Source organism: Streptomyces sp. NPDC127084, from assembly GCF_042724175.1.
In the GTDB taxonomy this organism is placed as follows: Bacteria; Actinomycetota; Actinomycetes; order Streptomycetales; family Streptomycetaceae; genus Streptomyces.
This window is the reverse complement of record NZ_JBHXFA010000009.1, coordinates 39,216-56,341: the sequence shown is the minus strand read 5'-3', so window position 1 is coordinate 56,341 and position 17,126 is coordinate 39,216. Positions and strand designations below refer to the sequence as shown.

Annotated in this window: 14 protein-coding genes; 6 read left to right on the top strand and 8 right to left on the bottom strand. The window is 70.3% G+C overall.

Annotated features, from left to right (window positions below; all coding sequences use genetic code 11):
* The first annotated feature begins 10 nt into the window (after window positions 1-10).
* Together ACFWI9_RS04170 and ACFWI9_RS04165 are read left to right on the top strand one after the other, a co-directional pair.
* Window positions 11-1,834 carry a phosphoenolpyruvate carboxykinase (GTP) gene (locus tag ACFWI9_RS04170; protein ID WP_387158946.1) on the top strand — a complete coding sequence of 608 codons (1,824 nt, stop codon included), beginning with the start codon at window positions 11-13 and terminating at the stop codon, window positions 1,832-1,834.
* A gap of 366 nt (window positions 1,835-2,200) precedes the next feature.
* The gene (locus tag ACFWI9_RS04165; protein WP_387158945.1) at window positions 2,201-3,406 is read left to right on the top strand and encodes a cytochrome P450; all 1,206 of its coding nucleotides are present in this window, start codon (window positions 2,201-2,203) and stop codon (window positions 3,404-3,406) included.
* A gap of 128 nt (window positions 3,407-3,534) precedes the next feature.
* Here ACFWI9_RS04165 and ACFWI9_RS04160 read toward each other — a convergent pair whose 3' ends face one another.
* The 3 genes from ACFWI9_RS04160 to ACFWI9_RS04150 form a co-directional block, all read right to left on the bottom strand.
* The gene (locus ACFWI9_RS04160; RefSeq protein WP_387158944.1) at window positions 3,535-3,930 is read right to left on the bottom strand and encodes a hypothetical protein; all 396 of its coding nucleotides are present in this window, start codon (window positions 3,928-3,930) and stop codon (window positions 3,535-3,537) included.
* Between the two features lie 135 nt (window positions 3,931-4,065).
* A complete protein-coding gene (locus ACFWI9_RS04155) occupies window positions 4,066-5,277 on the bottom strand; it encodes a pyridoxal phosphate-dependent aminotransferase (RefSeq protein ID WP_387158943.1) in 1,212 nt (403 codons plus the stop codon).
* Between the two features lie 138 nt (window positions 5,278-5,415).
* Window positions 5,416-6,018 (bottom strand): TetR family transcriptional regulator, encoded by a 603-nt coding sequence (locus ACFWI9_RS04150; protein ID WP_387158942.1) that lies wholly within the window; start codon window positions 6,016-6,018, stop codon window positions 5,416-5,418.
* A gap of 128 nt (window positions 6,019-6,146) precedes the next feature.
* Here ACFWI9_RS04150 and ACFWI9_RS04145 point away from each other — a divergent pair, with 128 nt between their 5' ends.
* The 3 genes from ACFWI9_RS04145 (at window position 6,147) to ACFWI9_RS04135 (ending at window position 9,198) form a co-directional block, all read left to right on the top strand.
* Window positions 6,147-7,130 (top strand): aldo/keto reductase, encoded by a 984-nt coding sequence (locus tag ACFWI9_RS04145; protein ID WP_387158941.1) that lies wholly within the window; start codon window positions 6,147-6,149, stop codon window positions 7,128-7,130.
* A 120-nt stretch (window positions 7,131-7,250) separates the two neighbouring features.
* Complete coding sequence (locus ACFWI9_RS04140; protein ID WP_387158940.1) at window positions 7,251-7,889, top strand: alpha-ketoglutarate-dependent dioxygenase AlkB; 639 nt, start codon at window positions 7,251-7,253, stop codon at window positions 7,887-7,889.
* A 160-nt stretch (window positions 7,890-8,049) separates the two neighbouring features.
* Window positions 8,050-9,198 (top strand): trypsin-like serine peptidase, encoded by a 1,149-nt coding sequence (locus tag ACFWI9_RS04135; RefSeq protein WP_387158939.1) that lies wholly within the window; start codon window positions 8,050-8,052, stop codon window positions 9,196-9,198.
* Between the two features lie 103 nt (window positions 9,199-9,301).
* On the opposite strand, the gene ACFWI9_RS04130 is transcribed toward ACFWI9_RS04135, so the two are convergent.
* Complete coding sequence (locus ACFWI9_RS04130) at window positions 9,302-10,660, bottom strand: ATP-binding protein (RefSeq protein ID WP_387158938.1); 1,359 nt, start codon at window positions 10,658-10,660, stop codon at window positions 9,302-9,304.
* Window positions 10,657-11,346 carry a response regulator transcription factor gene (locus tag ACFWI9_RS04125; protein ID WP_387158937.1) on the bottom strand — a complete coding sequence of 230 codons (690 nt, stop codon included), beginning with the start codon at window positions 11,344-11,346 and terminating at the stop codon, window positions 10,657-10,659. Before ACFWI9_RS04125 ends, ACFWI9_RS04130 begins: the two co-directional genes overlap by 4 nt.
* A gap of 307 nt (window positions 11,347-11,653) precedes the next feature.
* Between ACFWI9_RS04125 and ACFWI9_RS04120 the strand changes: the two genes are divergently transcribed.
* Window positions 11,654-13,564, top strand: a complete 1,911-nt coding sequence (locus ACFWI9_RS04120; protein ID WP_387158936.1) for a LamG-like jellyroll fold domain-containing protein — start codon at window positions 11,654-11,656, stop codon at window positions 13,562-13,564.
* Window positions 13,565-13,634: 70 nt separating this feature from the next.
* On the opposite strand, the gene ACFWI9_RS04115 is transcribed toward ACFWI9_RS04120, so the two are convergent.
* From ACFWI9_RS04115 to ACFWI9_RS04105, 3 genes are all read right to left on the bottom strand, one after another.
* Window positions 13,635-15,002, bottom strand: a complete 1,368-nt coding sequence (locus ACFWI9_RS04115; protein ID WP_387158935.1) for a cytochrome P450 — start codon at window positions 15,000-15,002, stop codon at window positions 13,635-13,637.
* A gap of 117 nt (window positions 15,003-15,119) precedes the next feature.
* Window positions 15,120-15,812, bottom strand: a complete 693-nt coding sequence (locus tag ACFWI9_RS04110) for a response regulator (protein WP_387158934.1) — start codon at window positions 15,810-15,812, stop codon at window positions 15,120-15,122.
* Window positions 15,809-17,125, bottom strand: a complete 1,317-nt coding sequence (locus ACFWI9_RS04105; RefSeq protein WP_387158933.1) for a sensor histidine kinase — start codon at window positions 17,123-17,125, stop codon at window positions 15,809-15,811. The genes ACFWI9_RS04110 and ACFWI9_RS04105 overlap by 4 nt, the downstream gene beginning before the upstream one ends.
* Window position 17,126 lies beyond the last annotated feature (1 nt).

Genomic DNA, 17,126 nt, shown 5'->3' with positions numbered 1-17,126 from the left:
AGGAGCAATCGTGGCGCGCGACAACGCGGCTCCCGGCACCGTCCCCACCAACCACCAGGAACTCATCGCATGGGTCGATGAGATAGCAGCGATCACGCAGCCGGACAGGGTGGTCTGGTGCGACGGGTCCGAGGCCGAGTACGACCGCCTGTGCGAGGAGCTCGTCGCCAAGGGCACCTTCCGCAAGCTGGACCCGATCAAGCGCCCCAACTCCTACTACGCCGCATCCGACCCGTCCGATGTCGCCCGTGTCGAGGACCGCACCTTCATCTGTTCCGAGAACGAGCAGGACGCGGGCCCCACGAACCACTGGAAGGCCCCCGCCGAGATGCGGGACATCTTCACCGGTGACAAGGGGATCTTCCGCGGCTCCATGAAGGGCCGGACCATGTACGTGGTCCCCTTCTGCATGGGCCCGCTCGGCTCGCCGCTCTCCGCGCCCGGCGTCGAGATCACCGACTCCGCCTACGTCGCGGTCTCCATGCGCACCATGACCCGCATGGGACAGGACGTCCTCGACCAGCTCGGCGAGGACGGCTTCTTCGTGAAGGCCGTCCACACGCTCGGCGCCCCGCTCGCCGAGGGCGAGGCCGATGTGCCGTGGCCGTGCAACAGCACCAAGTACATCTCCCACTTCCCGGAGTCCCGCGAGATCTGGTCGTACGGCTCCGGATACGGCGGCAATGCGCTGCTCGGCAAGAAGTGCTACGCCCTGCGCATCGCCTCCGTCATGGCCCGCGACGAGGGCTGGCTCGCCGAGCACATGCTCGTGCTCAAGCTGACCCCGCCGCAGGGCGAGCCCAAGTACGTCGCCGCCGCCTTCCCGTCGGCCTGCGGCAAGACCAACCTGGCCATGCTGGAGCCCACGATCTCCGGCTGGACCGTGGAGACCATCGGCGACGACATCGCCTGGATGCGGTTCGGCGAGGACGGCCGGCTCTACGCGATCAACCCCGAGGCGGGCTTCTTCGGCGTCGCGCCCGGCACCGGTGAGCACACCAACGCCAACGCCATGAAGACCCTCTGGGGCAACGCGGTCTTCACCAACGTCGCGCTCACCGACGACAACGACATCTGGTGGGAGGGCATGACGGAGGAGACTCCCGCCCACCTCACCGACTGGAAGGGCAACGACTGGACGCCCGCGTCGGACACCCCGGCCGCGCACCCGAACGCCCGCTTCACCGTCCCCGCCTCGCAGTGCCCGATCATCGCGCCCGAGTGGGAGGACCCGAAGGGCGTGCCGATCTCGGCGATCCTCTTCGGTGGCCGCCGCGCCTCCGCCGTCCCGCTGGTGACCGAGTCCTTCGACTGGCAGCACGGCGTGTTCCTCGGCGCCAACGTCGCCTCCGAGAAGACCGCCGCCGCCGAGGGCAAGGTCGGCGAGCTGCGCCGCGACCCGTTCGCGATGCTGCCGTTCTGCGGCTACAACATGGGCGACTACATGGCCCACTGGATCAAGGTCGGCCAGTCCGCCGACCAGGCGAAGCTCCCGAAGATCTACTACGTGAACTGGTTCCGCAAGAACGACGCGGGCAAGTTCGTCTGGCCCGGCTTCGGCGAGAACAGCCGCGTGCTGAAGTGGATCGTCGAGCGCCTGGAGGGCAAGGCCGACGGCGTCGAGACCCCGATCGGCATCCTCCCGACCAAGGAGTCGCTGGACACCGAGGGCCTCGAAATGCCCGAGGCGGACCTGGACTTCCTGCTCAAGGTCGACGCCGACGTCTGGCGCGAGGAAGCCGCGCTGGTGCCCGAGCACCTCAACACGTTCGGTGACCACACCCCGAAGGAGCTGTGGGACGAGTACCGCGCACTGGTCACCCGACTGGGCTGAACCCCCACTCGGAGCTGAGGCCGGGGCCCGCACCGTACAACGGCGTACGGGGCGGGCCCCGGCCTTTCTCCGTGGAGTGGCGGTGCGGTGGCTCCGGAGGTGTGGAGGCTACGGATGCCGGCGATCCGGCGATCCGGCGGTCCGGAGGCGTGCGGAGTCAGCGGTCGTCGTCGAGGGTGCCGGGGAGACGCCCGGCAGCTTGGCGATCGACGTGATGGAGCGGCCGGGGGCGTCCCACGGATGAACTGGTCCATCGGGGTGACCTTGCCCGTCCTGTGGCGCTGGATGTGGCATCCTCCGCGTCTTCCGGGTGCCGCTGGTCGTTTGGTGTGGTGTCCGTGTTTGGGTCTCGAGCCCGGAGCCACAGTGCCCGCTCCCGTTGTGCCGTCCCCACCTCCTGAACTGCTGGCCTCACGGGTACAGGACCCGTACCCCTACTTCGCATGGCTGCGCCGGTATGCGCCCGCCCACCCGGAGCGGAGGCCCGGGCGGCCTACTGTGTGGCAGGTCTCCCGCTACGAGGATGTCCGGGGCCTGCTGACCGACCGCCGTCTGAGCAAGGACCCGGGCCGGGTGCCCGGCTACGTGCCGGGGCCGACCGGACTCAACCGGCATGTGGTCCACGCCGACCCGCCGGACCACACCCGTCTGCGGACCCTGGTGAACACGGCGTTCGTCCCCCGCCGGATCGCGCAGCTCGAACCCGTCATCACGGATATCGCGAACAGGCTGCTGAACCGGACCAAGCACCACGCCCACGTGGATGTGATCGCGGACTTCGCCGCTCCCCTGACCTTCCGGATGATCTGCACGATCCTCGGAGTCCCGAGAGCACTGGACAACCAGTCGACCCGCGACACCCTCATGGCCACCATCGCACCCGCCCCGGGACTGAACGCGGCCGGGACTGAAGGCGACCTGCACGCTCTGTTGGACGTCCTGATCGCGGGCAAGCGCCACGGGGGCGAACGCAGCGCAGTGGACCTGCTGGGCGCTCTGGTGCGGGCCAGTGACGAGACGCGGGCGATGGGCGAGGTGGAACTGCGCTCCACTGCCTACCTCCTGCTTCTGGTGGGACACGACACCACCATGAACCTCATCGGGAACGGCATGCTCGCCTTGCTCCGCAACCCCGACCAGGCAGCCCGGATCACATCAGCGGGAGACCCGGGCGCTGTCGGTACCGCGGTCGAGGAGCTGCTGCGCTATGACTCCCCGGTACGGGACGCGACCTTCCGGTGTGCAGCGGAGCCGATCCGCATCCACGGGCAGCTGATCAGCGAGGGAGACATCGTCAGCCTCCTGATCGGCTCTGCCAACCGGGACGGCAACCGCTTCCCTCACGCGGACCGACTGGATGTGACCCGTACACCCAATGCCCATCTCGCCTTCGGACACGGACCCCACTTCTGCATCGGCGCAGCCCTGGCCCGCCTCGAGGGCGCCATCGCGTTCCCCCTGCTGCTCCGGCATCTGGGCTCCGCGCGGCTGGCCAAGCCGGCTGACGAGCTCGTCTGGCGGCCGACCCGGGTCATGCGCGGTCTGGCCGCACTGCCCGTCGTACGGAGCTGACCGTTCCCACGCACCGCGCCGGAACACCCTCTCGACCACTCACACCCGCAGCCGTGCCGAGCCGTGGCAGTACCGCGCAATAGGTGGCACCCGGTCCGCGCGTCTCTGCGGCACGCGGACCGGGGCCGTCAGGGGGCGCCGACCAGCTGCGCGTCGCGCAGGGCGGCGGTGTGGGCGTCCATGCGCTCGGCCGACAGGATCGCGACCACGGTGTCCGCACGCGACGCGGCGACGACCAGGGCGCGACCGGCGAGCGCGAGTGCGCGCTCGTGGAGGGCCGGGGGCTCGGCGCCGGTCGGTCCGGCATGCCGTACCGGCGGGGCGCCGCGCAGCCGGGCGACCTCGGCGGCGATGCGGTCGGCCTCGGCCGCCAACCCCAGCTCATCGGTGACGGCGAGAAGCGCGGCAAGGTGACCCGCGAGCTGGATGTCCAGCTCGTCTTCACGGCTGCGGTGCGGGAAGTCGCCGGGGTCGGAGGCGTCCGCCGTCGTGTGGACGGACTTCGAGCGGATCGGTTCGTACATGGCGGATGGCCTCCCTCGCGATATCAGGAGACCATCCTACCTTGGATCGAGTCTAAAGTTATGTCCGATCGTGAAAACGGTCCGGTTACGGGTCCGGGGGACGCGGGTTCACGGCTCGCGGTTACGCGGGTCGGGTCACGGCTGGCTGTAGCCGTCCAGGAAGGTCCCGATCCGGGTCACCGCGTCCGCGAGGTCCGTCGCGTTCGGCAGGGTCACGATCCGGAAGTGGTCGGGCTCATGCCAGTTGAACCCGGTCCCGTGCACGACCATGATCTGCTCGGCCCGCAGCAGGTCAAGCACCATCTGCCGGTCGTCCTTGATCTTGTAGACGGCAGGGTCGAGCCGCGGGAACAGATAGAGCGCCCCCTTCGGCTTGACGCAGCTCACCCCGGGGATTCCGGTCAGCAGCTCGTACGCCACATCCCGCTGCTCGAGCAGCCGGCCGCCCGGGAGTACCAGATCCTCGATCGACTGCCGCCCCTGGAGCGCGGCGGCCACCGCGTGCTGCGCCGGCATGTTGGCGCACAGCCGCATGTTGGCCAGGATCGTCAGGCCCTCGATGTACGAGGACGCGTGTGCCTTCGGGCCGCAGACCGCCAGCCAGCCGCTGCGGTAGCCGGCCACACGGTAGTTCTTGGACATCCCGTTGAAGGTCAGCACCATCAGATCGGGCGCGATGGCGGCGGTCGGGGTGTGTGTGGTGCCGTCGTAGAGGATCTTGTCGTAGATCTCGTCGGAGCAGACAACGAGCTGGTGGCGCCGGGCGATCTCGGTGAGCCCGCGCAGCATCTCGTCGTCGTAGACGGCGCCGGTCGGGTTGTTCGGATTGATGATCACGATCGCCTTGGTGCGGTCGGTGATCTTGCGCTCGATGTCCGCGAGATCCGGCATCCAGTCGGACTGCTCGTCACAGCGGTAATGCACGGCCGTGCCGCCGGAGAGTGAGACCGAAGCGGTCCACAGCGGATAGTCGGGAGCCGGGACGAGCACCTCGTCGCCGTCGTCGAGCAGGGCCTGCATCGCCATCTGGATCAGCTCGGACACACCGTTGCCGAGGTAGATGTCCTCGACGGAGAGCGGGATGCCCTTGGTCTCGTAGTGGCTCATGATCGCGCGCCGCGCGCTGAGCAGGCCCTTGGCGTCGCCGTAACCATGGGCGTCGCCCACGTTCCGCAGGATGTCCTCGAGGATTGCCGGGGGGCACTCGAAACCGAACGCCGCCGGGTTGCCGGTGTTCAGCTTGAGGATGCGGTGGCCGGCTGCCTCCAGGCGCATCGCCTCCTCGAGTACCGGGCCCCGGATCTCGTAACAGACGTTGGCGAGCTTGGTCGACTGGATCACCTGCATGACGTGAGCTTACGGCGGCCCCGCACGGGGCGCCCCGTGTTTTGGGACACGTGGTGCGGCTTCCGGAGGTTCCGGCGCAGGCGGCGCGGGGTGTGAGCCGCTCGCACTATCGCCCGTCGGGGTGAGTGTCCGCGGCTGTCAGGGGTGGTGCTCGGCAGGCCCCGGCGGTGCGACGGCGACGATACGGGCCACCGCCGCCACGACGGCGGCGCGGTAACGCTCCCGGCGGGCGCCGTGCCACGCGGTGCCGTCCGCGTCGGTGGCCGGGCCCCCGGGAGCGGCGAACCAGGACTGGGCCAGCGAGAGCACGAGGGTCAGGATGTCGGCGGGGTCGGTGCCCGAGTCGACGTACCCCGCCTCCTGCTCGGCCGCCACCGCCGCGACCTTGTGGCGGTAGGCGTCGGCGCCGGCGGCTGAGGTTCCGGGGCGCTCCAGCTGCTTCCAGGCCACGAGCCGCATCAGCTCCGGCCGGTCCGCGAGGTGGTCGAAGATCGCTCCCGCGTATCCGGGAAGGTCCGAGGCGTCGAACGGCACCGACTCGGCGCCCTGCTCCATGGCCTGCTGGAGCACGAGGTCGAAGAGCTGCTCCTTGTTGCCGAAGTAGACGTAGATCAGGCGCTTGTTCGCGCCGGCCGTCTCGGCGATGCGGTCGACCCTGGCGCCCGCGATGCCGTACTCGGCGAACTCGGCCAGGGCCGCTTCGAGCAGGCGTGCCTTGGTTGCGCTGGAATCCCGTGCCACAGGGGCAGCCTACTAGGTAACTATCCAGTTATTGACAAGCTGCATCGTTCTGCCGCAAGCTGGAACTAACGAGTTAGTTACTTGATGGTTTCACCAGTTCGCCAGTTTCGACAGAGGAGTAGAGAGTGATGGAGCAGCACACGCTGGGATCCCAGGGCCTGGTGGTCGGAGCCGAAGGGCTCGGCTGCATGGGGATGAGCGCCTTCTACGGCGCGACCGACGACACGGAGTCGCTGGCCACGATCGACCGCGCGCTCGAACTCGGCGTCACCATGCTGGACACCGCCGAGGGGTATGGCCCGTTCATCAACGAGGCGCTCGTCGGCAAGGCCGTCGCCGGTCGCCGCGAGCGAGTCGTTATCGCCACCAAGACCGGGGTCGAGTTCACCGAGGATGGCGCCCTGGTCGGGCTCAACGGCCGGCCCGACTACATCCACCGCGCCGTGGACGGCTCCCTCCGGCGCCTCGGCACTGACTACATCGACCTCTACTACCTGCACCGCGTCGACCCGAACGTGCCCATCGAGGAGAGTGTCGGCGCCATGGCCGAGCTCGTCGCGGCCGGCAAGGTCCGCTACCTGGGTGTCAGCGAGGCGGCAGCCGCGACCATCCGGCGGGCCCATGCCGTCCACCCGCTGACCGCGGTGCAGACCGAGTACTCGCTGTTCGAGCGGGGGATCGAGAGCGACGGCGTCAGGGCGGTGCTGGCGGAGCTCGGTATCGGCCTTGTCGCGTACTCGCCGCTCGGGCGGGGATTCCTGTCCGGGGCCATCACCTCACCCGAGGACTTCGCGGACGATGACTTCCGCCGTGGCGACCCGCGCTTCCAGGGCGAGAACTTCGCCCGCAACCTCGCTGTCGTCGGGGAGGTCAAGCGGCTGGCGGACGAGAAGTCCGTCACTCCGTCGCAGCTCGCGCTGGCCTGGGTGCTGGGTCAGGGCGCGGTCCCGATCCCCGGCACCAAGCGCCGTCGCTATCTGGAGGAGAACGCCGCGGCCACGGCCATCGACCTCACCCCCGACGACATCGCTGCCATCGAGGCCGTGGCGCCGCGCGGAGTCGCCTCCGGTGACCGTTACGCGCCGCACCTCATGCAGACCCTCAACGGCTGAGTCCGCGGGGCCCCGGTGCCAAGTGTCCCGGGCGGGACCGCTGGGGCGGATCCTCCGGGATGCGAGGGGTGGCCGGATGTCGAATAGCTCATCTGTTCGGTTTCTCGTTATCCTGGGGCCATGGCCGCAGTCCCTCTGCAAGGCTCGCTCTTCGACCAGACCGACGAGATCCGCCTCGGTCCGCTGCGCCATGCGGACATCCGCCGCACGGTGCTCGGCGACGGAGCCTGGCTCGACACCCTGCCGGGCTGGCTCTCCGGAGCGGACTCCTTCTTCGAGGAACTGGTCGGCGGCGTCCCCTGGCGAGCCGAGCGCTGGCGGATGTACGACCGCGAGGTCGCCGTACCGCGCCTCCTCGCGCACTACCCGGCCGGCGAGCCGCTCCCGCACCCCCTCATCGCCGAGGCCAGGGACGCCCTGTCCGCGTACTACGCGGACGAGCTCGGCGAGCCCTTCGTGTCGGCGGGGCTCTGCTACTACCGCGACGGACGCGACAGCGTCGCCTGGCACGGCGACACCAACGGCCGCGGCTCCCGCCAGGACACCATGGTCGCCATCCTCTCCGTCGGCTCCCCGCGCGACCTCGCCCTGAGATCCCGCAGCGGTCGCCACGCCCCGGTCCGCAAGGCATTGGGGCATGGCGACCTGGTCGTCATGGGCGGTTCCTGCCAGCGGACCTGGGAGCACGCGGTGCCGAAGACCGCGCGAGCGGTCGGGCCGCGGATCAGCATCCAGTTCCGGCCGCGCGGTGTGAGCTGAGCGCCACGGGGCTCCGTGGCCTCGACTCGGCCCATGGGCCGACTCTTAAGGGACTTTGAAGAACCACTTAGGGCTCTTTTCCAAACGCCCTCACCGCGTCATCCGCTGCATACGCTCCCGGAGCAACATCCGTCGAGGAGGAGCAGGGAGCAGCGGTCATATGGGCACGGGTCACGCGAAGCACGGTCGTCATTCGGCGTCGGCGTCGGGAAAGAAGTCGCGGCTGCGGATATCGGTGGCGGCAGGGGTCGCCATCGCGGTACTCGGCGGCGGTTCCGCGCTCGCCTGTATCGACAGGGGGCAGGATTCCCGCAAGCCCGTGGCGCAGTCCGGCCAGTCGAAGAAGTCGCCTACGCCGACGCCGAATTCCACCACCACGCCGCGACCCGGCACCAAGGGGAACGCGAACGGCGACGGCAGCGGCAAGGGGAACGGTCAGGGCAGACCGAGCAGTACCACCCAGCCCCGTCCGGCGAGTTCACCGAAGGCTTCGGAGCGGGGGGCGGCCGGAGGTGCGAGCCTCTCCTCGCCCGGTCGCGCGAAGGCGGCGGCACTCGTCGCGAACGGAGGCAACCGCGGCGTCCCCGATGCCACCGAGCAGGCGATCGGATATCTCGCCGTCGATTTCGACTACAAGGGCACGGACTTCCTTCCCAGCTACACTCAGTGCAGTGCCACCGTGGTCTCGCGGAACGTCATAGCCACGGCCGCGCACTGCGTCGTGAAGGCGGGCGAGCACGCCGGGAGCCGGGAGGCGTTCTTCGCCCCGGCGCTGAATTCCGGCAAGCAGCCCGAGTTCAAGGACTATTACCGCTCCTCGCGCATCTTCGTCCATCCCGAGTACGACGCGGGCAAGAGCTCCTGGGAGCGCACCGCGTACGACGTCGCCTTCGTGGTACTGGACCCGAGGAACGGACGCAGCATCGGCGACGCGGTCGGCTGGGTCCCCAGTCGTTCGGAGAACTCCCTCACCGGCAGCCGGCTGAAGATCGCCGGCTATCCGTCGGAGTCCGTGGGCCGCTACCGCCTGGACGTGTGCCAGAAGCAGACTCGCGCGCTGCCCGCCAACCGCGGCAAGGACCCCGACAGCTCGGTGATCTGGGGTGTGAGCACCTGCCCCAACCTGGGTGACGGTGCCTCGGGCGGCCCCTGGTTCGCCGACCAGGGCGGCGGTGACTGGGTCATGGTCGGGGTGAACCACGGCACGTTCAGGCACAACGGGCAGAACGCGGCAGCCGCGGCGACGCTCGGCGACGATGCCTGGCGGACCTTCCAGACCGCGAAGCGCTTCGCCGGCGACCAGGGCTGACGCGTGGGCGAACTCGCCAGAGCCCTCAGGGCAAGGACTCCGCCGGAATAGCCGCATTCCGCAGGGCTCGCCCGGCCTTATCGTGAGACGCCGGTTCGCCCTGTCAACGGGTGAGCAGTCCCCGCGCGCGGCGGACTGCTCGCCCCTGCGCTTCGCCCTTCGGAGTGACGAGCGGCAGCGACACCTGTACGCGGGCCCCGCCCATCGGCGAGCGGGCGATGCTCAGCCTCCCCCCGGCGTCCCGGACGGCCCGGTCGGCGATATTGAGCCCGAGGCCGGTGGACCCGCCCTCGCTGACGCCACGCGCCAGCGCGCTGTGCGGGTCCACGATGCCGGGCCCGCCATCGTCCACGGTGAACAGCACCGCCTGCGCCGATCGTTCGACGCGAACGGAGAGCGCGATGCCCTGGGCGGTGTGCCGGAAGACATTGCCGAGGAGGGTGTCCACGACAGTGGCCAGATCCTCCTGCGTCATCCGCACCAGCGTTGCCTCGGAGGTCATCTCGCGCGTGCAGGAGCGCTGCTGCTGCCGTGCCAGCACACCCCAGAAGTCCAGGCGCCGCCCCACGAGTTCGGCCACCGGGCAGCACACGGTGCCAGGGTCCTCGTCGGGCAGCCGGGACCCGGAGAGCGGTGTGCGCGCGGCGGAGATCATGGTGTCGACCTCCGATTCGAGCTCGGACACGGCCGCGGTCAGACGGCGCACGTCGGTCGTCCCGCCCAGGCGTTCCGCTTCGAGCCGCAGCGCCGTGAGGGGCGTACGCAGCCGGTGCGACAGATCCGCGATCAGCTCCCGTTCGACTGCGAGCAGATGCGTCACGCGGTCCGCCATTCCGTTGAAGGCGGTCCCGGCCTCCCGCAGTTCGGTGGGCCCCTGGGGTTCGACCCGCGCCATCAGATCGCCCGCACCCAGCGCGTCCGCGGCCCGGGACAGACTCCGGGCCGAACGGCTGACCCCGGCCCCGAGCCGGTCGGCGAACCACATCGCGCCGACGACCAGGCCGAGAGCCAGCGCGGACATCACCGCCCAGGAGGTGCCCACGCCTTCGCCGAGTTCTTCCTCGCTCGCGTAGGCCTCGATCACGGCGACCCCGCCTCCGGGCAGCACGACGGGATGCAGATAGACCCAGCCTCCGCTGACGTCCAGCGACGAGGTCTCCTTCAGCCGGGCGGCTCGCAGCAGATGGGCACGGGGAGCGCGGGGCGTACCGGCGAACTGCCCGTCGGGCAGCCGTACAGCCAGCCGCCGCCCCCGCGGTTCCGTCTCCGCCAACGCCTCCCGGACCTTGCCGGGCTGCGTGGTGAGCGCGAGCAGCGGCGCGAAGGCGGTGGCTTGCTGCTCGGCAGCGGAAGTCGCCCGCTCGCGGGCCTGGGAACGGACGAGCAGCCCGAGCGGGACGAGGAACGAGACCGTGATGACAACCGTCACGGCGAGCGAGACCAGGGCGAGCGCGCGCCTCATCGCGGCGTCACCAGTTTGATACCGATACCCCGCACGGTGTGCAGGTAGCGCGGCGCTGCCGGGCTCTCGCCCAGTTTGCGGCGCAGCGCCGAGAGATGGACGTCCACGGTCTGCTCGTCCACATAGGGCCGCCGCCACACATCGGTCAGGATCCGGCGGCGGGACACCACCTGGTCCGCTCTGCTGACCAGATAGGCGAGCAGGTCGAACTCCCTCCTGGTGAGCACGAGCTCGGACCCGGCGAGAAATGCGGTACGGGCCAGCGTGTCCACGAGCAGTTCCCCGGCCCGCAGCACCGCCGATGCCGCCGGTGGCGCGTCGGCCGGCGCGGACCGCCGCAACACGGCCGCGAGCCGCGCCGCGAGCTGCCCTCCGGAGAACGGTTTGACGACATAGTCGTCCGCCCCCGCGTTGAGCACCCGGATGATCTCCGCGTCATCGTCCCGAGCCGTGGCCACGAGCACCGGCACCCGCGAGATCCCGCGCAGCATCCGCAGTACGTCGGTCCCGTCAAGATCGGGCAGCCCGAGGTCGAGCACCACGGCATCGGGCGGTTCCTGCGCCGCCACCCGCAACGCCTCGAACCCGGCGGCTGCGGTACGCACCGCGTGCCCGTGCGCGGACAGCGCTTCGATGAGCGCGGTCCTGATGACGGGGTCGTCCTCGACGAGCAGCACAGAGGCCATGGGCGTGCACGTTAGCTCCTCGCGTCGCCGTTGGTGCGGGCAGCCCGCCGCGGCTGAAGTGGAGGGTGTTCGTCCGGATTTCTTGTCGATCGCGACTGCTGGACGTTGTCCTCGGGTCCGGCTACATTCGGCCACTTAGTGGCTGGTTGTAATCCCTGCCACTGCCGACACGTGAGAACGATGGTCCGGCGAGCGGTGCCGTCGGGGGCTCTGTGCACAGGCGCGGGGGGACGGGGCCCAGGGGGGAGTCGATGGTTCGCCGTGCCCCCTTGATCGCCGGGCTGATGAGTGAACCAGGAGCAACCAGGTGGTGCAGCCCGGACAGTACGCCCGGCCCGCGGTGGGCGCGGGGACAGGGGAGGCGCGGACCACCGGATCCGCGAGCGAGGACGTCGGCAGACAAGACAAGCCCACGGAGCAGTCCGAGCCCACCGACCACGCCGACAGCGTCGAGCACGTGCACCGTGTCGGCGACACCGCTCTGGTACGGATCGTCCGCTGCCGCCCGGCATCCGCGTCCGCCGTCGGCTCCGTCGACCGGGCCGCCGCCGAACTGCACGACCGTCACGGTGCCGCGCTGCTCCGGTTCGCGGCGCTGTGTGCCGCCACCCCGCATGCTTCCGACGAACTGGCCGGGGAGGCGAGCCGCAACGCCGTTCGCGATGCCTCGGCGCTGTCCGAGCCGGCCTGGCGGCCCCATCTGCTCACCACCGTGCTGTCCGTCGCCGGCTCCTGGCTGCGTTCAGGCCGCGGCGCCGACCTCGGGCCCGATCTGCGCACAGCTCTGGAGAACCCCGGCGAGGGCGGAGGGCCGGCGCTGATCCTCGAGGCGTTCACCGCTCTTCCGGCACAGACCCAGACCCTGCTGTGGCACGACACCGTGGAGGACGAGCCACTCCCGGAGATCCTTCGCTACCTCGGTGCCACCGGGGCCGACCTGCCCCCGGGCAGTCTGGAGAACGCCCGTGCCGCCTTCCGGGCAGCCTACGTGCGTGCTTACGAGGAGCAGGCCCTGGGTGACTGCCGCCACTTCAGGCGCATCGTCGTCGCGTCCGCGCGCCTCTCCGACCACCCGGTGGACGGGCACCTGAAGTCCCATCTGACACAGTGCCCGGGAGCGTGCAGCCGCGCTTACGACGATCTGCGGCGGATGCTGGGCCGTCATGACATCCTCCTCGCCGAGGGCGTCCTGGCCTGGGGCGGCGCCCGCTACATCGCGGAACGCCTGGCCGCCGGTGACCGCCGGGGCGGTACCGACGCGCTGCGTTCCGCCGCTCCCGACCGCAAGCGGCGAGCCCGCCGACTGGCGGCCGTCGGCGCACTGGTCTGCCTTGCCGTCGCCGCACCGGCCACCATTGTCGCGTTCACCGCGAGCGAGCCGGCAGATCCGCCGGTCGCCGGCGGAGCCCTCGTGCCCGGAGCGGCCGGGGGCTCGCTGCTGCCGTCCGCACCGGCTTCGAAGCCGGCCTCGCCGTCGGCGTCCCCGTCTTCGTCAGCTTCGCCGTCGGCCACGACCGGACACCCGGCACGTCCGAGCACGTCCCCGAGCCGCAAGCCGCCCAAGCCCACGCCGCCGGTGGTTTCCGGCGCCGCCGTGTCCTGGAGCTGGCGCGGAACGACCGGTGCCACCACCGCCGACACCTCCGGCAACGGCAACACCGGTGTGCTGGTCAACGGCCCGACCCCCGACAGCGGCGGGGCACTGCGCTTCGACGGGCGCAGCCAGTACGTCGAGTCGGTACGGCCCGCCGTGGACACCAACCAGAGCTTCAGCGTCGCCGCCTGGGTGAACCTCGGTTCCAAGGGGGACTTCCACACGGCGCTGAGCCAGGACGGCGACCGGATCAGTGGCTTCTTCCTCCAGTACGACCCGCGAGTGGACCGCTGGACCATGGCCATTCGCGACGACGACTCCACTCGTGCCGACAAGGACCAGGCGGAGTCGGTCACCCGGCCCGCGGTGGGTGCCTGGACGCATCTCACCGGCGTGTACGACGACGCGGAGGACGAGATCCGCCTCTATGTCAACGGCGTACTCGAGGACACCGCGAAGCACTCGGGTGACTGGGGCGCCTCCGGCAACTTCGTCGCAGGGCGCGCCAAGTGGAACGGCGGTGACGCCGACCGGTTCTCCGGGCTGATCGGTGACGTACGCGCCTTCCCGCGCGTTCTGAGCGATGCGGAGGCCGTGACCCTGGCGAAGGTCCCGCCGCGGTAGCGGACGTAGCGCCCCGTGCGGCGGGATTCCCGGACGGCCGTACAGACGCACGGCCGTCCGGACCTCCGCGTCAGGCGTCCAGCGGGCGGATCAGGCAGCGGGCGGGGCCCGTCGCGCGCAGTGTGATCTCCGCCGTGACGGGGACCTCCGTGTCGACCGCCTCCAACTCGTAGGCACGCAGGATCATCGACAGCGCGAGCACCGACTCCAGCATCGAGAAGTGCTGACCGATACATGCCCGCGGTCCGCCCCCGAACGGGAACCAGGCGTACCGCGGTCTGTCCTTCTCCCGCCCCGGCGCGAAGCGGTCGGGGTCAAAGCGCTCCGGCTCCTCCCAGTACCGCGGATGCCGGTGCGTCACCCAGGGCGCCACGATCACATCGGCCCCGGCCGGGATCTCGTACCCACCGACCTCGATCGCGGACACCGCCTGCCGCCCGATGACCGGGGCCGCCGGAAAGAGCCGCATCGCCTCCTTCAGCACCTGCGTCAGATACGGGAGTGCGTCGACGTCGTACGCCTCGGGTGTCCGGCCCGCCAGTACGCCCACGGCCTCCGCCCGCGCCCTGGCCTGGTGTTCGGGGTGCCGGGCCAGCAGATGCAGGGCGAACGCCAGTGAGGTGGCCGTGGTCTCATGCCCCGCGAGCAGGAAGATGAGCACCTGGTCGCGGATCTCGGCGGCGTCCAGGCTGCCGTCCTCGGCGCTCCGCGCCTGCGAGAGCAGGGTCAGCAGGTCGCCGCCGGTCGCCTCGTCGCCCTGCGCGCGCCGCTGCTCGATGATCCGGTCGCAGACCTCGTAGAGATCCCGCGTCGCGGACGCGGCCTCGCGGTTGCCGGGGGTGGGCCATGAGCGGGGTGGGTTGACGGGTGAATAGCCCCGGCGAAGCGTGTAGTTGCCGATCACCGGGAAGCAGCGCTCGATGACGTGCACCGCTTCCTCGACATCCGTGCCGAACAGGATGCGGGCCACCGCGCGCAGTGCGAGCCCGGTCATCTCGTCCACCACGTCGACCGTGGCGTCCGGGGCGCCCTTCCAGCGGGTGAGCAGTGCGGCGGTCTCGTCCGTGACCGCTCCGGCGTAGCCGTCGACGCGGCGCCGGGTGAACAGCGGTTGGACGAGTCGGCGCTGCCGCAGGTAGTCCTCGTCCTGGCTGGTCAGCAGTCCGTTGCCGAACGACTCCCGGACCTCCTGGTAGAAGGCGTTGTCCTTGCGGAAGCCGGCCGCGTCGGTGGCCAGCACCTGCTGGGCGCCCTCGGCGGAGAACACCCCGTACAGCTCCATCCGCAACCCGGGCGGGCCGGCGGTGAACCTGACGACGTCGCCATGTTCCTGATGTGCCCTCAGGTAGGTGGCGAGGGAGTCGCGCTTGAGGTCGAACAGTGAGCCCAGTAGGGGCACCCCGGCCGGGCCGGGGATCTTGCCGACCGCCGCCGTCATTCCGTGACGCCGTCGGGGAAGGCGGTCCAGTCAGCAGACTTGGACCACATGAGACGCTCGCTCATGGTTTCTCCGCCACTTCTCTGCTTCAGCTTCCGGTGGGGTTCGTCCGGCGGATCATGTCATGCGTCCTGACGGGCGGACGAGGCCCGTCTCAAAGGCGAATACCGCCGCCTGGGTACGGTCGCGCAGGTCCAACTTGCAGAGGATACGGCCCACATGGGTCTTTATCGTCTGCTCGGCGAGGACCAGTTGCTCGGCCATCTCCGCGTTCGACAGGCCCTGGGCGATGAGGGACAGCACCTCGGTCTCGCGCTCTGTCAGCGTCCTCACGCGCGCCTTGCCCGGGACGCGCGGCGCCGTCCGGGTGACCCGGGAGTACTCGCCTATCAGCCGCTTGGTCAGGTTGGGGGAGAGCAGGGCGTCCCCTGCCGCCACCACCCTCACAGCGTGCGCCAGTTCGTCCGCCGACGCGTCCTTCAGCAGAAACCCGGACGCGCCCGCGCGCAGTGCCTCGTACACGTACTCGTCCAGATCGAAGGTGGTCAGGACGAGGACCTTCACCGTCGAGTCGGCGGGGGCGGTGATACGCGCGGTCGCCTCGATGCCGCCGAGTCCGGGCATGCGAATGTCCATCAGGACGACGTCCGGGGCGAGTTCGGCGACCCCGGCGATGGCCTCATGACCGTCCACGGCCTGGCCGACGACCTCGATGTCCGGTTCGCCGTTGAGGAGCACGGTGAAGCCCTGGCGGACCATCATCTGGTCGTCGGCGATCAGCACGCGGATGGGGGGTGGGGGCGTCGTCATACGGGGTCCTTGGCCGGTACGGAGGCGGGAACGGCGGGCAGGACCGCCGTCACTTCCCAGCCGCCCTCGGGCGTACGGCCGGCGACGAGCTCGCCCCCCAGCATCGCGGAGCGCTCGCGCATGCCGAGGAGCCCGTGACCGGCTTCAGGCGTGCGCGGGGGAGGCGTACGGGGTGGCGTGTTGGTGACGCGGACGACCAGGCTTTCGGAGCCGTAGCCGAGCGACACCCGCACAGACGCGCCGGGTGCGTGCCTCATCGCGTTGCTCAACGCCTCCTGGACGATACGGAACGCCGACAGCTCGACACCCGGCGACAAGGCCCGCCGTCTGCCGGTGGTCTCCGTCGAGACCGTGAGACCGGCACCGCGCACATTGGCGACCAGCTCGTCCAGCCGGGACAGAGTGGGCTGCGGGGCGTGCCGTACACCGTCCGCCGCAGCGTCCTCGGAGCGCAGCACGCCGAGCACCCGGCGGAGTTCTGTGAGCGCCTCCACCGCGTTCTCGCGGATGCCCGCAAGGTTCTCCTTGAGTGCGTCCGGGGGGTTCTCGATCAGCCGCGGGGCGACCTGCGCCTGGATGGAGATCACCGACATATGGTGGGCGACCACGTCGTGCAACTCACGGGCAATGCGGCTCTGCTCCTCCAGGAGGGTGCGCCGAGCGCGTTCCCCGGCGGTGAGGACCTGCTGCTCGGCGAGCCGCTCCCGGGCGACCCGGTTCGTACGCCGCGAAGAGCCGACGACCACGGCGACGCCGAAGAGGACCGTGCTCCACACGGTGTCGCCGCCCTCGTACTCCGGCGGTGCGAAGAAGATGAGGTAGAGGCCCGGCAGCACCGAGGCCGCCAGTGCCGTCACGGCGGCGAGGGGGCGGACCCGCAGGGAGAGGAACAGCAGCACGAAGGTGTGCAGCATGACCCCGCCCGGGGTCCAGGGCCACAGATCGCCGATCCTGGGGTGCCATCGCAGCTGCGCGAGCAGGAAGAACGCGAACGTCGACAACCACCAGGCCGGTGCCGGGCGGAACACGGCCAGTACGGTCGCCGCCGACTGGAGCACGGCCAGCAGGATTATGGGCGGGGGGATCGGTCCGGGCAACGAGTCGTCGATGCTGTCCATGTTGTACATCAGCAGCATCACGGCGAGCAGCACGATGTGGACGTGGGGCAGCCAGCCCAGCCACCCCGTGCGGGGCAGCGGGTCGCGGGCCGCCGTCCACAGGTCTTCGCGCACGGCGCGCGCCGCCGCCCTCAACGCGGTCGGTATCGGCCGTCTGTTCCCGCTTCTCACGTCTCCCTCGCTCACAAGTCGCATA